The sequence below is a fragment of the Psychrobacter sp. genome (assembly GCF_030454045.1).
Taxonomy (GTDB): Bacteria; Pseudomonadota; Gammaproteobacteria; order Pseudomonadales; family Moraxellaceae; genus Psychrobacter.
In genome coordinates, this window is the sequence record NZ_JAKDJE010000026.1 from 20,247 (window position 1) to 36,605 (window position 16,359).

Here is a 16,359-nt window from a genome sequence, read left to right on the forward strand (position 1 = left end):
CTTATGTCTCAAGACAATATTCAAGACAACAATGTTGACACTAGCATTGAGATCACCCCTGAAATGCAAGCCTTTTACCAACGTGCTGATGCCATCATCGGTGTTGCCAACAGTCAGCTAGGCCCTGATGCCCATTCAGGACAAGTTGGCGCATCACTGCTCTATGCGGCGGCTCGCTATAGCGCCTCTGTGGCCTCGATTGGGTTTGTGAAAGGCGATGATTTTGCCAAAGAAAAAGACGATATTGTCGAATTTTATGTCAAGCAGTATCGCCAGATGCTAAGTGACAATTTGACAGATTATGCACAAAACTTCGATAAATATGTGCAGCTAAACAAAGATGATAAGCCAGCTGAATAAGTCGCTATTCTTATCTAGGTAGATATTCTGCTGTGACAATCATCTGTATTTAACAAAAAACCCAAGCCGCTCAAGCTTGGGTTTTTTGTGTTATGTTATTGAGTCTATAGCCATCTATTAGTTATTATAAAACTTTAAGTGCTATATCGATCTATCAATAACGTGACGAGCGGTAATAGAACGCTTGCAAATAAGGACATCACATCATGCAAAAAACGCTATCTAAATTATCACTGCCTACACTGGCGCAATCCCTCAAACCATCATTAGCTGTCTTCTCCTTGGTATTAGCACTGGCGGGTTGCAGCGCTACGCCTGGCGCAGTTACCCCCACGCAACCTGCAACAGATAACAGTCAAATGATTGAAAACACCTTAACTCACTGTCCAACCTCTCGCTCTGAGAAGGCCATGTGTACCATGCAATATGATCCAGTCTGTGTAAAAACGAAAGTTGGCTCAGTGATAAGCTACCGTACGGCAGGTAATGCTTGCTCGGCCTGTAACATACCTGAGGCGATCGATTATGTAAAAGGCGAATGCAATTAATCCATAAAGTGATTGTATTGAAGGCTGCTGTATTGAAAGGTTTTTTATTAAAAATATTGAACGTCCATAAAAATACCCAGCTTATGACAAGCTGGGTATTTTTGTAGCTAAAAAATAACCTCTAAAGCTTAAGCATCTTTCTCAAGTGCTGGTGGGCCTTTTAGCAACTCTTCATCACGGAATTCATTGGCCGAGTTGTGCTCTGCCGACTCTTCTGTGGTGAACCATTGCTGATTACGATACAGTATCAAACGATCGCGACTGAGACCGCGCAATAGAGAATACATCATCACGACGATCACAATAGCAAAAGGAAATCCTGAGACAATCGATGCCGCTTGTAATGCACTTAAGCCACCTGCTGCCAATAATACAGCGGCGATAACACCTTCAGAACCTGCCCAAAATAAGCGCTGAATCTTTGGCGGATTGGTATCACCACCTGATGTCAGCATATCGATGACAAAACTGGCTGAATCTGATGAGGTAACGAACCATAGGACAATCATCACCACAATGAGCAAATTGACCGCGCCCGTCAATGGATAAAACTCCATCAACTTAAAAATAGCACTACCTGTATCCGCTTGGACAGCTTTTATCAGACCTGGACTAACCAAATTAGGATCTACTGCTGCCATCAGCTCCATATTTACCGCAGCACCACCGAAGGCAGTAAACCACAAAAACAAGATCGTAATAGGAATTAATAGTACCCCTAATATGAACTCACGAATAGTGCGGCCTCGAGAGATACGCGCAACAAACACCCCAACGAATGGTGACCAGCTAATCCACCATGCCCAATAGAAAATCGTCCAAGATGCTTGCCAGTTTTCTTCTCCTCTATAAGACTCCGTCCAAAGACCTAACGGCACGATTTGATGCAAATAGTTGCCGATGTTTTCTACAAAGCTGTTAAAAATAAACTGCGTAGGCCCGAAGATAATCACAAAGCTTAGCAATATCACAGTGAACAATATATTGGTATCACTTAGACGCTTGATGCCTTTATCCAACCCCATAAACAGAGATAACCCTGCTAGCATGGTGATAAGGCCAATCAAAATAATCTGCACCGTAATATTATTGGGTATACCAAATAACGTCTCAAGGCCTGAGTTAATCTGCAAGACGCCAAGACCTAACGTGGTCACTACCCCAAACATCGTACCAAATACGGCAAGCGTATCTACCGTATGCCCCCAACCGCCGTAGATCTTTTTACCCAATATTGGATAAAGTGTCGAACGGATAGCCAGTGGTAAACCTACTCGATAATGAAAATATGCCAGCGATAGCGCAACCATGCCATATAGCGCCCATACATGTAGACCATAATGTAGGAACGAGATATTCATCGCTTGCTTGGCAGCGGCAACTGTCTCTGCCTCGCCTAATGGTGGTGCCATGAAATGATACAGCGGCTCAGCGGTGCCCCAGTAAAGCAGCCCAATACCGATACCAGCTGAAAACAGCATACCAATCCAAGAAACCATATTGTACTCTGGCCTCTCGTTCTGATGACCGAGTCTGATATCGCCGTAGCGGCTAAATATCATATAAATACTCATGACCAATGTTAAATTGACCACGACAATAAAGAACCAGCCAAAGCGTAAAGAGACAAATGCTTTTGCTTGGTTAAATACTACTTCTGCTTGTTCGTTGAATAAAGCGCCAAAAATAATGAACGCCAGTATCAAAATTGCTGAAGTCAAAAATACAGGTTTGCTTACCCGCGGAAAAGGGCCTAATCGGCCAACTTTTACATGTTCCATAGGTATATCCCCAAAAAAAGTGCGCTACCATACCAATATATAAGACGTTTATCAAATATAGCACTCAAAAAAATAGTAGCTAATGTATAGAAATAGTAACGACATTTTAAAGATTGTTTTAGTCAAACTACACTTGTTCTAAATAAATCTGAGTGATAAGTTTCCACAAAAAAGCCCCAATTTACTCATAAATTGGGGCTTACAACATATCACGATTAACCGCACTGCTTTATGAGTTAGTCACCGTCAACAATCTTAGGTGGCCCTTTAAGCAAGTGCTCATCTACGAACTCATTAGCTGAGTTATGATCTGCTGACTCATCTGTGATATAGCTTTGCTGCGCACGGTAAAGAATCAGACGATCACGTCCTAATCCGCGTAACAACGCATACATCATCACAAATATCACTAAGGCAAACGGTAGCCCTGCTACGATTGCCGCCGCTTGTAAGGCAGACAAACCACCAGCAGCCAATAATATCGCGGCAATAAGGCCCTCAGCCGTTGCCCAAAATACACGCTGAATCTTTGGTGGATTGGTATCACCACCAGCCGTGAGCATATCAATAACAAAACTGGCCGAATCTGACGACGTCACAAACCAAAGAATAATCATGACCACGAGCATCAAGGTGATCGGTTTTGCTAATGGATAGTACTCAACCAACTTAAAGATCGCACTACCTATATCTGCTTGTACCGCTTCAACCAATCCTGGGCTAATACCTGTTACCGCAGAAGCAAGCTCCATATGGATAGCCACACCACCGAAGGTTGTGAACCAGAAGAACAAGATCAACATTGGAATCAACAATACGCCAAGCGTAAACTCGCGAATAGTACGACCACGAGAGATACGAGCAATAAAAATACCAACGAATGGTGCCCAGCTTACCCACCATGCCCAATAAAATATCGTCCAAGCGCTCTGCCAATCAGTATTACTATACGCCTCACCCCACGTACCCAAAGACACAATAGTGGTCAGGTAGTTACCGATGTTTTCGATAAAGCTATCAAAGATAAATAACGTTGGTCCTAAAATAACCATAAACAGTAATAAAACTACCGTAAACCCAATATTAATATCACTGAGTCGCTTGATACCTTTATCTAAACCCATCATCAAAGAGGCAATGGCAAGTGCGGTGATAAAAGCAATCAGACCGAACTGTACTGTCAGACTGTTGGGTGTTCCAAACAGCTTCTCAAGGCCAGAGTTGATCTGCATAACCCCAAGCCCAAGCGAGGTGACCACACCGAACATCGTACCGAATACAGCCAAGATATCGACTGTGTGACCCCATTTACCATAAATCTTTTTGCCAAGCAAAGGATATAGAGTAGATCGTATCGACAACGGCAGACCACGGCGAAAATGGAAATACGCCAAAGACAAGGCCACTATCGTATAAATCCCCCACGCATGTAGACCCCAATGCATAAATGAGATATTCATCGCTTGCTTGGCCGCTTCAACTGTCTCGGCCTCGCCCAGTGGCGGTGCCATAAAGTGATACAACGGCTCCGCTGTACCCCAATAAACCAGACCAATACCGATACCGGCGGAGAACAGCATACCAATCCAAGAAAATAGATTGTACTGTGGTCGCTCAGTCTGCTTACCTAGCCGAATGTCACCATAGCGGCTCATCGCTAAGTAAATACAGAGTCCAAGCGCTGAGTTGACTAAGATAATAAATAACCAGCCAAACTTATGTGTAATAAAATCTTGTAAAAAACTAAACACCGCCGCTGCTGTTTCGGTAAAAAACGCACCAAAAATGATGAATGAAACAATTAACAGTGACGATGTAATGAACACAGGTTTACTCACCCGTGGAAAAGGTCCTAATCTGCTTACTTTTACTTCTTCCATGTGCAAGTCTCAAAATTTAAGGAATATTACCTTAACAAAATAGGCGTTATTTATCAATCTTTTACAAAATAAAGCTTGATAAGCTTACTATTTTATTCTAGCAATCTTCGTATTTATTAGAATAATTTACTTATCTATCATATTACTGGGGCATTAATTTAAGTAACTGCCCACCCTCTCCATCTTCCAATACCCATACTTGACCGTCAACTGCCAAAACGCTACGAACCCGTTCACCCATATCATAACGATAGCGCTCATCAGCGGTATTGTCATCATTCAACCCAACGACAATCAGCGCTTTTGAGGATAGTCCACTAATCAGGGCATTACCTTGCCAGTTAGGAAAGTCATTATGGTCTCCAGCGGCATATAAGCTGATCGCTGATGGCGAGATAACAGGTGTCCATGAAATTTTTGGTGCTGTATATTTGGGCTTGGTGTCATGATCTGGAATCGGCGTACCTGAGTAGTTTCGTCCATTAGACACCTCAGGCCAGCCATAATTATTTCCTTTTTCGATAAGATTAAACTCATCTCCGCCTCGTGGCCCCATCTCATGTGCCCAAAGTCGTCCACCGTCATCAAAAGTCATGCCAAGCACATTACGATTGCCCATCGTCCAAAACTGAGAGGCGATGTTATTATCATCACTGACAAATGGATTGTCTTTTGGCACTGAGCCGTCAGCATACAATCTAATAATCTTACCTAGATTCATGCTCGTGTCTTGTGCGGGCTCTTTTTTCTGGCGTTCTCCTGAGCTGATATATAGATACTGTCCATCAGGTGAAAATAATAAACGATGGCTATAGTGACCTTGCCCCGTGACTTTTGGAGATTGCTCCCAAATAGGCGTGATGGCCTGTAGTGTGGGCGCATTTGTGTCTAGACCTGATAGGGTCGCTTTGATTACTTTTGCCCCAAATTTATTACTATCACCCCCCTTTCCTGATTCTGCATAGCTAATATATACAGCATTAGAAGTCGCGAAATCTGGCGCTAGTCTGATGTCTCCCAACCCCCCTTGACCACCGTAGGCCACTTTGGGGACGCCTTTTACCTGTGTTTTGCGACCCGTTGCCGTGTCTACAATGAACAACTCTCCTGTTTTTTGCGTCACTAGTAGTTTGGGCGCTTTGCCATCTATACTGGGTAGTGCTGTCATAGCCCAAGGCTCATCAAAAGTGGCGACCGCTTTGGTTGTAAACTCAGGCTTGTCTGCGCTAACTTGAGCATCACTTGTCCGCATATCTGCTTTAGAGGTTTGGCTCTCTTTCTGTTCTGGTACGTTGTTGCTGGTATTGACGGTTGCAGGATTGGAGCAAGCTGATGTACTAAACAATAAAGCCGCAATGAGTAACGGCGATGTTAAGGGCAGACTTGCACGTTCAATAAGGGTTGTCATGGTTTTGTCCTTTCTATCCAATTGGCATTTATTTTATTGGTCATCCATTTATTTATAGCATAGTCTTGATATTTAAATGGTAAAAAAACAGTAACGCAAAATACCACCATAAACGAAAAACCCCTTACCTACGATTGTAGATAAGGGGTTTGTTTTAAACGTACAGTTAGGTCATAAAGACCTCAAGGCTAGAGTGCCTAGCTCATTCTAAGCTTATCAAAAGTTAGCTTGTCGTCGGCACCTACATCGACTTTGATAATATCACCAGCGACAAAATCGCCCGCCAAGAGTTTTAATGACAATGGATTTTCGATCTCTTGCTGAATGGCCCGTTTGAGTGGGCGCGCTCCATAAACAGGATCATACCCTACTGCGACCAATTTATTCATGGCATCTGATGATAGCTCAATATCCATTTCACGCTCTTGAATACGCTGGCGTAAGCGCTCCAACTGGATATCCGCAATACCTGCCATCTGCGACATACCAAGCGGATGGAAAACCACAATCTCATCGATACGGTTGACGAACTCTGGACGGAAATGCTGTCCAACTGAGTCCATCACCTCCGCCTTGATGTCATCATAACTCTCACCCACCATTTCTTGAATCTTATGCGAGCCTAGGTTACTGGTCATGATAATCACGGTGTTTTTGAAATCCACCACGCGACCTTGCGAGTCGGTCAAGCGACCATCGTCCAATACTTGTAGTAAGATATTGAACACATCAGGGTGCGCCTTTTCAACTTCGTCAAATAAGACGACGCTATATGGCTTACGGCGTACCGCTTCAGTCAGTGTGCCGCCCTCTTCATAACCGACATAGCCTGGAGGCGCGCCAACTAAGCGACTGACACTGTGTTTCTCCATATATTCACTCATATCGATACGTATGATCGAATCCTCTGAGTCGAACAAGAAATTTGCCAGTGATTTGGTCAGCTCAGTTTTACCCACCCCTGTAGGCCCTAAGAATAAGAACGAGCCTGAAGGACGATTGGGATCAGACAAGCCTGCACGGCTACGGCGTACCGCATTGGCGACTGCTTCAACCGCTTCGTTTTGACCGATCACACGCTCATGGAGCTTTTCTTCCATTGCGATCATTTTGTCACGCTCGCCTTGCATCATCTTGCTGACTGGGATACCAGTGGCGGCTGCTACCACTTCTGCAATCTCGTTGTCGGTGACTTTATTACGTAGCAATTTGACACCATCATCTTCACCAGTCTGCTCTTTTTGCTCAGCCAAGTCAGACTCATGAATACGGCGCTCAAGCTGCGGAATGGTCTCATATTGCAGCTTACTCATGGTCTCATAATCGCCTTCACGACTGGCTTTGTCATAGGCGATACGGGCTTTATCTAGCTCGTCTTTTAGCTGTTGACTGCCTTTGACTAATGCTTTTTCTGCTTGCCACACCTCATTGAGATCGGCGTATTCTTTTTCTAACTCTGCTATTTGCGCATCAAGTACTTTACGTTCAGATTGCGCGCCAGCATCCTCTTCGTTTTTGAGCACCTCGCGCTGCATTTTTAGCTGAATGAGGCGACTATCGAGCTTACCTAATGATTCAGGCTTACTGTCCATCTCCATGCGCAGGCGGCTGGCTGCTTCGTCAATTAAATCAATCGCCTTATCCGGCAACTTACGGTCAGTGATATAGCGATGGCTCATGCGCGCGGCTGCAATGATGGCGCTGTCTTGAATATCAACCCCATGATGCAGCTCGTAACGCTCTTTTAGACCCCGTAATATCGCAATGGTATCTTCGACCGTTGGCTCATCGACCAAAACCTTTTGAAAACGACGTTCAAGCGCAGCGTCTTTTTCGATGTACTGGCGATACTCATCAAGGGTGGTCGCACCAACGCAGTGCAGCTCACCGCGTGCCAAAGCAGGTTTGAGCATATTGCCTGCGTCCATCGCGCCGTCGCTTTTACCTGCGCCCACCATGGTATGCAGCTCATCGATGAACAGAATGACATTGCCTTCTTGCTTTGCCAAGTCGCTCAGTACGCCTTTTAGACGCTCTTCGAACTCACCACGGAATTTTGCCCCTGCAATCAGCGCGCCTAAGTCTAATGACAACACTTCTTTGCGGCGCAAGCCTTCTGGTACGTCACCATTGATGATTTTTTGTGCCAAACCTTCAACAATCGCCGTTTTACCAACGCCCGGCTCACCAATGAGTACAGGGTTGTTTTTGGTACGGCGCGACAGTACCTGAATGGTACGGCGAATTTCTTCGTCACGGCCAATGACTGGATCTAGTTTGCCAAGCTCTGCTTGCTCAGTCAGATTAATCGTGTATTTGTTGAGTGCATCACGCTGATCTTCAGCGTTTTGGTTATTGACCGTATCATCACCGCGCAGCTGCTCAATGACCGCTTTTAGTTTGCTTGCCGTCACACCTGCACTTTCAAATATTTTTTTGGTTTCGCCTTGCTCAGCGAGTGCCAACATGACCCATTCAGTCGCAATAAAATCATCGCCTTCTTTTTGCGCCTGACGATCTGCCAAGTTCAGAATTTTGACTGAGTTTGGGTTTAAATTGACGTCACCTGTCGGCTCCGAAATGGTCGCTTGGTTATCGAGTGCTTTGGCAACGCCATTTTTTAGTGCTGGAATAGAAGCGCCTGCTTGTTGGCAGATAGATAAATTAGATTCATCTTGTAGCAATACCGCAAGCAAATGCACAGGATCAATGCCCGTATGATCACGACCTAACGCTAGGCTCTGAGCTTCTTGAATCGCTGATTGCAGTTTTTGAGTGAATTTCTCAAATCTCATGTTTATATCCTTTTATAATTAGTATTTTCAGTGGAACTTCTAGGGACTCTCCTAGTCTAGTGCCCACTGTTATCTGTCATTTATATAAGGTATGCATACGGTTATTTCAAGACGATAAATCAATAAAACCTTACTTAAGACAATGATATTTATTATTAACAATATTTAAAAGGCCCATTAATACCCATTAAAGGTATTTGGCGAACCATTCTAGTCAATATTTGACTGCTTTTACTCCACGATTTCAATCATGGTACCAATTTGGACAGCTGCCATAATACGATCCATCTCGGCATTGGTCACGGCGATACAGCCGTCTGTCCAGCCGCGTTGTTGATTCAGCCATCCCAAAGCGCCAAACCCATTCATTTGCCCATGAATCATGGTATTACTACCTGGAGTGACGCCCAGTGACTTTGCGCGCTTTGTCCGCTGCATTCGGGTAGCTAATATGAATAGAGCGATGTGCAATCGAACGCTCATTTTTATAATCCAAAGTATAAATACCTGTCGGCGTACGCTGATCCCCTTCTTGCTGCTTATGGCCCACTGGATTGCCGCCCAGCGCAATGCGATACGCTCTGATGGCGGTGCCTTGACTGATTAACTGTAAGGTGCGACTTGATTTATCGACAACGATTTTATCAATAACTATTGAGGATGGTATTGGCTTGAGGAGCTTTTGAGATACGCAATAACACTGGCGCTGATAACGACAGCAACGCCAATACTGATCAGCCAGCTATATGGGCGCAGCCTATCTAATGAGTGTGTTTTTTGCAAAAAAATGACATAGGCTTTGATCCTCATAATGAGTTTTTTGTCATTAATCATATGTATCAAAGCACTATGTCAGACTATTTAGATAAGTTTTGTGCAAAACGAATGAATTACTCAAATTTTATACCATACGAATTGCCCCATCTAAGCGGATCACCTCGCCATTTAGATAAGCATTATCAATGATATGAGTGACCAGCTTGGCAAACTCATTGGGAGCGCCCAAACGTTTGGGATAAGGCACGCCTGCTTCTAGCTGCTCGCGGGCTTTTTCAGGAATGCTCTCCATCATCGGTGTGGCAAAAACCCCTGGTGCGATGGTCATAACGCGGATGCCATGCCGTGCCAGCTCGCGAGCAAGCGGCAAGGTCAGACCAACCACGCCTGCCTTGGAAGAAGAATAGCTGGCTTGACCCACTTGACCATCAAAGGCTGCAATAGAAGCTGTATTAATAATAATGCCTTGATCTGCATTCTTTTGTACATGGTTTTTTTCTGCATGGTCGCCTGTATTGCTATCATTCGCTATGCGCTTGGCAATGCTAGCCGCGACCAAACGGGCGACATTAAATGAACCGACCAGATTGACATTGACCCCGCGACTAAATAACTCAAGGTCTGCCGGATTGTTATCACGATTCAGTAGCTTTTGTACCACTACGATACCCGCACAGTTGATTGAGCCTTGTAAGCCGCCAAAAGCTGACTCAGCCATCTCAACCGCTGATTGTACTTCATCACCGTTAGTGATGTCACAGCGTACAAATCGCGCATTATCACCCAATTCAGCGACCAATGCTTGCCCTGCTGACTCATTGAGATCAGCGATGACGACGTTGCCGCCTTGATAGACAATCGTCCGAGCCACTGACTCGCCCAAACCTGATGCACCACCTGTGACCAAAAAGCTATGTTGTTTGACTTGCATGATTAATCCTTTAAATTCTTACTTTTTATTAGCGGTTTCTATGACCCATATATAAATGTTCTATTAGATAGTTACGCGACAGATAAACTGCGTAGCAAGAAGCGTTGAATTTTGCCACTTGGCGTTTTTGGTAATTCGGTCACAAACTCGACCTCACGAGGATACGCATGAGTGGATAGACGTTTACGCACGAGCTCTTGGATTTCTTTGGCAATCTGCTCGCTACCTTCGACGCCTTCTTTTAATACCACATAAGATTTGATCGTATGTCCACGCACTTCGTCAGGCACGCCTACCGCCGCAGATTCTGCGACTGCGTCATGCTCTAGCACAGTGTTTTCGACATCGGTGGGCCCTACACGGTAACCTGCGGTAATAATAATGTCATCATCACGGCCTGAGAACCAATAACTGCCGTCACTATGACGCTCGACCACGTCGCCTGTCAGATAGTAATCATCTACAAAGGCTTGTTTTTCATTCCAGCTATAACCATGGAAATAAAATGCAGGTGACTGACTAACGACGACTGCTAGCTGCCCTTGTTCACCATCTGGTAGTACATTCATATCATCATCCAATACCACCAGCGTGTGACCTGGTAGTGCCATTCCCATCGAGCCAACTGGTGATTCGTGTTTTAGCGCATGATGCGCACAGCACGTCATGCCCGTTTCTGTTTGACCATATTGATCTTTTACCTGACAGCCCAGATAGGTCTCGACCCAGTTAACGACTTCGGTATTCAGCGTCTCCCCTGCCGAGTTGGCACAGCGCAAAGCGAGTTTGGCGTTATTGTCTTCATTAACGTTGTCAAAAACGCCGCTGGATTTCATCATGCGAAATGCCGTTGGTGAAGAGGCCAAATTGGTGATCTGATGACGCATCATAAAGTCGCGCGTATTGGTCGCGTCAAATCCTGCTTCATTAAAATAAGTCGTGATACCTAATAGCAGTGGCCCTGTGATGGCATAATATAAGCCATATGCCCAGCCAGGATCTGCCATGTTCCAATATTGATCGTCTTCGCGTAAATCAATGGCATAACGCATATAGAGATAAAACGCAGGTAAGGCTGATAATGGCACACTCACGCCTTTTGACTTACCGACTGTCCCCGAGGTAAACATCTGCAAAAATGGCGCATCCGTATCGAGCATGACGGGTTCTATCGTTTGCGATTGTACTGCCATAGACTGTGTGTAATGATCGTCACCCCATGTTTGAGCATCCTCAGTACTGCCGACCAATACCATTTTGGTTTGCGCGGCCAAATCATCAAACTTGCTGCGGTTCTCTACATTGGTAAAGATCACTTTGGTATCGGCTTTATCCATTCGATACTTGATTGAGTCATAGCCAAAAGCAGTAAACAGCGGCTGATATACCGCGCCGATGCGCCATGTTGCCAATACAACCGTCAGTAGCTCAGGCGTACGTGGCAGCATGGTTGCGACTTTGTCTCCCGCTTTTACGCCATACGACTGTAGTAAGTTGGCAACCTGCGCGCTGGCTTTATCAAGCTCACCAAAACTCATGCGCGTGACATTGCCTGCCGTATCTTCGTGTACCAGTGCGGCAGTAACAGCGCGGCCGTCACGGACATGACGACCACAGCACGCCATATAGGCATTTAAGCGATCGTCGACATGCTCGCCAAAGATTTCTGACAGCAATGTATCCATGTCAAAATTATTATAATAATCGGTATAGTTTTTTGGTATGACTGAAGAATCAGTCATTGTAGGGGTTTGCGAGGCGGTGTTCATAAGCTAATCCTTTAGCAATAGCAGATAAAATCATCTTTACAGTTATAGAACGGTCACATCCTATAGACCGTTTAATATCTTTGTATTTAACATGCTCTATTAGTAACGCATTTTTATACTTATTTCAATACATAACGTATCATTTTTATTTTTTATAAATAAGCGTGACCTATAACTATTTATCATAAAATAGCCATTAGCAAACTTAAAAATATTGTATAATCATGTATTTAAATTATTTTCGAAGTACTTTCTCAAGTATCGATATTTAACGATCAGCACTGAGAAAACCCAATAAGGCTTTCTCCTCACAGCTTTGGTATTTTTTCGTACGACCGCGGCGTGCTTGCTTGTAGTCATCATAAAATTCCCCTGCCAAAAAACGCTCAATAATGATGGGGTGAATATACGACGCGCGGCATACGGTTGGCGTATTGCCCAGCTCTGCCGCCACGCTTTTTACCATATCGGTGACCAGCTGCTGACGCTCAGCGCTTTCTGCTGCGCTGGCAAGTATACTAGCGCCTGCGGTCGTTTGCAGCTCATCATATAGATAACTTGCCGCGAGCACGCTTGCCATCCATGTACGAAAATCTTTTGCACTATATAATTTGCTTTTGCAGTCTGTGCCGCACGTATGCATCCGTAAGTAGTCGTTGATATCGCTACTGTCGACGACTTGTTTATGTCCATTGTCGTCTAAGTATTTGAATATTTGATAGCCCGGCAGCTCAGAACAGGCCTGCACGATGTCAATCAAACGCTCGTCTTGCAGCTCAATGTGGTGTTCTTTGGCGCTTTTTCCGACAAAATCAAACGCAAGTCCGTTATCCGTTTCGCTGACATGCTTACTACGTAACGTACTCAGACCATAGCTTTTATTTTGCTTGGCATAGCGGCTGTTACCAATACGAATCAAAGTGGTCTCAAGCAATTTGACCACGGCAGCGAGTACATTGGTGCGTGACAATGATTCTGCTTCCAAATCTGTCTCGACCTGCGCGCGTAGATTGGGCAGCGCCTCTGCAAAGCCTATCATTGCATCAAACTTGGCTTGGTCACGAATATTATTCCACGAGGGATGATACAAGTACTGCTTACGAGATTTTTCATCGCGTCCTGTCGATTGCAGATGGCCTTTTTCGTCTTGGCATATCCACACCTCCGACCACATAGGCGGTATCACCAATGCATCAAAACGCTGACGCAATGCTTTGTCTTTGACTGTTTTGCCGGTTGCATCGCGATAGGTAAAGCCGCGGCCCCAACGTCTACGCTCATAACCTGGTTCATCGTCACTCACATAGCGCAGATTGGCACGGCGTGCGAGACGCTCATAATCATGGCGCACATCCTGCGTTGTCGACTGCTCGTTTGTTTTGCCCATAACAACACTCACCTCATCATTTTATGGATTTAGCATAATCAACTGCGCTTATTTTTGCTGTTTGTTTGCCACGGACAAAGTGTAATCCTGTGTAAAATATAGCAGTGATAAAAATTGAACATGTCTACTCCTTTGCTAAGGACAAAGACTGTAACCGCGTTTACTGGACGACACAAGAAGGCAACGCCGCCGCTCGTAAACTCTATGATGCTATTGCCACTCAGACAGATATGGTGCAATACCGTAAAAATCTATAAATAGTTTGCTTATAAAATGCCCACAAAAAAAGCCAAGCATAAAATACTTGGCTTTTTTTATTTTGATACTACTTTACAATAAAAGTCATTATTTACCGTATACACATAAATAAGCGGTTTCTACGTCAACTTTTACTTGGAATTTTTGATTGGCTTCAACGGTGAATTGTTCGCCAGCATTGAACGTTTGCCACTCATCACTCTCTGGTAGCTTGACCGTCAATGAACCGTTCACCACGCTCATGGTTTCAAACTCACTGGTGCCAAATTCATACTCACCAATTTCCATAACGCCTACCGTTGCAGGCTTGGTTGCTGTTTGAAAGGCAATCGAAGTGACTTTATTATCAAAATAATTATTCACGCTTGGCATAATCTTCCTTAATAACAGTTTAGTTGATATTGTATTTTACAGCCCTGCTTTTAGACTCGCCTCGATAAACTGATCGAGATCGCCATCTAGCACCGCGCCCGTGTTGAAGGTTTCAACACCGGTACGCAGATCCTTGATACGAGAATCATCGAGCACGTATGAGCGAATCTGGCTACCCCAGCCGACATCAGACTTGTTGTCTTCAACCGCTTGTTGTTTTTCCATACGTTTTTGCATCTCAAGCTCATAGAGCTTAGCACGTAGCATCTTCATTGCCGTGGCTTTGTTGCCATGCTGACTACGCTCATTCTGACAAGTCACCACCACACCACTTGGCTCATGGGTAATACGTACCGCAGAGTCCGTGGTGTTTACGTGCTGACCGCCCGCTCCTGAGGAGCGATAGGTATCAATGCGCAAGTCAGCAGGATTGATGTCGATATCGACATTATCATCAATCTCAGGCGAGACAAACACCGCCGCAAATGAGGTATGACGACCGTTATTGCTATCAAATGGTGATTTACGTACCAAACGATGGACGCCAATCTCAGTACGCAGCCAACCAAAAGCGTAGTCGCCTTTGATCTCAATGGTGGCTGACTTGATACCCGCGACACTGCCAGCAGACACTTCAATCACGTCTACCTTAAAGCCATGCGCTTCCGCCCAGCGTGTATACATACGCAGCAGCATCTCTGCCCAGTCTTGCGCTTCGGTACCGCCACTGCCTGATTGGATATCCAAGTAGCAGTTGTTTGGATCCATCTCGCCACTAAACATACGGCGGAACTCTAGATCAGCCACGCGCTGCTCGGCATCATCTAGCTCGCTCTGCACGTCAGCTAGCAAGGACTCATCCTCTGCTTCTACTGCCAACTCTAGCATGGCAGACGCATCCGCTAGCGTGGTCTCAAGAGAGACCACCACATCGATGACACCATCAAGGTGGCTTTTTTCTTTATTAATCTTGGTGGCACGCTCTGGATCATTCCACAGCTCAGGATTTTCTAATTCTAAATTGACTTCTTCTAAGCGTTCTTGCTTGCCATCGAAGTCAAAGATACCTCCGCAAATCCTGCCCGCGCTCGGATAAATCTTTAATCTGTTCTTGATACGGATTGATTTCCATAAGTGTTCCTGTTTTTCTAATAAAAATAAATAACGAATACGGCGCTATTTTAAATGAGATTGATACTAAATAGTTGGCTAATTATCATGGTGATAACCACTTATGCATCCATTAAGCTATATTGACCAATCTTCTACTGCCCAACGATGCGCCAAGGCATGAGCATGTAGCGCCTCATCAGGTGACACACAGATCGCCACATCCGCCCATTCTAGCAATGGAATGTCGTTTTTGGAGTCTGAATAGGCATAGGTTTTTTCAAAGGTGATGCCCGCTGCTTGCTGCTTATCAAGCCACTTATCTAAATGGTAGATCTTGCCTGCCTGAAAGTTTGGTTTATCAGTCAGCTTGCCCGTATAACGCTCATCTTTTATCTCAAGCGGCGTAGCCAATACATTGGCTGACTCAATGCCAAAGCGCTTGGCAATAGCAGACACCACAAAATCGTTGGTCGCAGAAATAATCACCACATCATGCCCTTGCTCAACATGCTGACACAACGCCTCCATCGCCTTTGGGCGGATATGCGGCTCAATTTCGCTTTTGATGTAATCTTCTCTTAGCTCATCAAGTCTATCAAGTGGCAAACTACTCAAAAACTGCGCGACAAATTCATTATACTCTGTCGCATCTAGCGTCCCTTCGATATAGTCATTATAAAACTTCTGGTTGGCAGTACGATACTCAGCCTCATCGACAAGGTCATGCTTGACGATATACTCACCCCACAGATAGTCACTATCGACATCCAGTAAAGTATGGTCTAAATCAAATAGCGCCAGTTGTTTTTGTTGTGTTTGTGCTGGATTTGCCTGCATGGTGAGACCTTATCGTTGGTTGCGAAAAAATATGAATCTTTTAGGGCGTTTTGAACATTCGCAAATAGGCACTGCTGATCGCTAAAACTGTTCCAGACAAGGCACAAAGCGACGATAATGCAGATGCCTTAGCGAGATTTGTA

The 16,359-nt window shown here is 44.8% G+C and carries 15 protein-coding genes; 3 read left to right on the forward strand and 12 right to left on the reverse strand.

Annotated features, from left to right (window positions below; translation table 11 throughout):
- Nucleotides 1–3: 3 nt before the first annotated feature.
- Both L0G63_RS06730 and L0G63_RS06735 read left to right on the forward strand, forming a co-directional pair.
- Nucleotides 4–360, forward strand: coding sequence for a DUF3144 domain-containing protein (locus L0G63_RS06730; protein ID WP_301449947.1), 357 nt, complete (start codon nt 4–6; stop codon nt 358–360).
- A gap of 206 nt (nt 361–566) precedes the next feature.
- A complete protein-coding gene (locus L0G63_RS06735) occupies nt 567–908 on the forward strand; it encodes a hypothetical protein (RefSeq protein ID WP_301449948.1) in 342 nt (113 codons plus the stop codon).
- 128 nt (nt 909–1,036) lie between these two features.
- Here L0G63_RS06735 and L0G63_RS06740 read toward each other — a convergent pair whose 3' ends face one another.
- The 9 genes from L0G63_RS06740 to L0G63_RS06780 all read right to left on the reverse strand — a co-directional run bounded on the left by L0G63_RS06740 (nt 1,037) and on the right by L0G63_RS06780 (nt 13,636).
- The gene (locus tag L0G63_RS06740; RefSeq protein ID WP_301449949.1) at nt 1,037–2,689 is read right to left on the reverse strand and encodes a BCCT family transporter; all 1,653 of its coding nucleotides are present in this window, start codon (nt 2,687–2,689) and stop codon (nt 1,037–1,039) included.
- A 236-nt stretch (nt 2,690–2,925) separates the two neighbouring features.
- Nucleotides 2,926–4,569 carry a BCCT family transporter gene (locus L0G63_RS06745; RefSeq protein ID WP_301449950.1) on the reverse strand — a complete coding sequence of 548 codons (1,644 nt, stop codon included), beginning with the start codon at nt 4,567–4,569 and terminating at the stop codon, nt 2,926–2,928.
- Nucleotides 4,570–4,711: 142 nt separating this feature from the next.
- Entirely contained in the window at nt 4,712–5,977 is a 1,266-nt protein-coding gene (locus L0G63_RS06750; RefSeq protein WP_301449951.1) for a PQQ-dependent sugar dehydrogenase, read from the reverse strand.
- 197 nt (nt 5,978–6,174) lie between these two features.
- Nucleotides 6,175–8,772: an ATP-dependent chaperone ClpB gene (clpB, locus tag L0G63_RS06755; protein ID WP_301449952.1), complete on the reverse strand. Its 2,598-nt coding sequence runs from the start codon at nt 8,770–8,772 to the stop codon at nt 6,175–6,177.
- A gap of 231 nt (nt 8,773–9,003) precedes the next feature.
- Nucleotides 9,004–9,210, reverse strand: coding sequence for a L,D-transpeptidase family protein (locus L0G63_RS06760; RefSeq protein WP_301449953.1), 207 nt, complete (start codon nt 9,208–9,210; stop codon nt 9,004–9,006).
- Nucleotides 9,164–9,514, reverse strand: coding sequence for a murein L,D-transpeptidase family protein (locus L0G63_RS13690; RefSeq protein WP_367618356.1), 351 nt, complete (start codon nt 9,512–9,514; stop codon nt 9,164–9,166). The genes L0G63_RS06760 and L0G63_RS13690 overlap by 47 nt, the downstream gene beginning before the upstream one ends.
- 159 nt (nt 9,515–9,673) lie before the next feature.
- Nucleotides 9,674–10,480, reverse strand: coding sequence for an SDR family NAD(P)-dependent oxidoreductase (locus tag L0G63_RS06770; RefSeq protein WP_301449954.1), 807 nt, complete (start codon nt 10,478–10,480; stop codon nt 9,674–9,676).
- 71 nt (nt 10,481–10,551) lie between these two features.
- Complete coding sequence (locus L0G63_RS06775; RefSeq protein WP_301449955.1) at nt 10,552–12,249, reverse strand: AMP-binding protein; 1,698 nt, start codon at nt 12,247–12,249, stop codon at nt 10,552–10,554.
- Nucleotides 12,250–12,517: 268 nt separating this feature from the next.
- On the reverse strand, nt 12,518–13,636 hold the full coding sequence (locus tag L0G63_RS06780) for a DNA topoisomerase IB (RefSeq protein ID WP_301449956.1): 1,119 nt from the start codon (nt 13,634–13,636) through the stop codon (nt 12,518–12,520).
- Between the two features lie 104 nt (nt 13,637–13,740).
- On the opposite strand from L0G63_RS06780, the gene L0G63_RS06785 reads away from it, so the two are divergent.
- Nucleotides 13,741–13,893 (forward strand): GNAT family N-acetyltransferase, encoded by a 153-nt coding sequence (locus tag L0G63_RS06785; protein ID WP_301449957.1) that lies wholly within the window; start codon nt 13,741–13,743, stop codon nt 13,891–13,893.
- An 88-nt stretch (nt 13,894–13,981) separates the two neighbouring features.
- Here the strand turns inward: L0G63_RS06785 and L0G63_RS06790 are convergent, their stop codons facing one another.
- From L0G63_RS06790 to L0G63_RS06800, 3 genes are all read right to left on the reverse strand, one after another.
- Nucleotides 13,982–14,266 carry a pyrimidine/purine nucleoside phosphorylase gene (locus tag L0G63_RS06790; protein ID WP_301449958.1) on the reverse strand — a complete coding sequence of 95 codons (285 nt, stop codon included), beginning with the start codon at nt 14,264–14,266 and terminating at the stop codon, nt 13,982–13,984.
- A gap of 36 nt (nt 14,267–14,302) precedes the next feature.
- Nucleotides 14,303–15,398, reverse strand: a protein-coding gene (prfB, locus tag L0G63_RS06795; protein ID WP_301449959.1) for a peptide chain release factor 2 whose coding sequence is annotated in 2 segments (ribosomal slippage) — nt 14,303–15,325 and nt 15,327–15,398 — 1,095 coding nt in all. Because the reading frame shifts where the segments join, the coding sequence is not laid out codon by codon here.
- Between the two features lie 116 nt (nt 15,399–15,514).
- Nucleotides 15,515–16,216, reverse strand: coding sequence for an HAD family phosphatase (locus tag L0G63_RS06800; protein ID WP_301449960.1), 702 nt, complete (start codon nt 16,214–16,216; stop codon nt 15,515–15,517).
- Between the last annotated feature and the right edge of the window lie 143 nt (nt 16,217–16,359).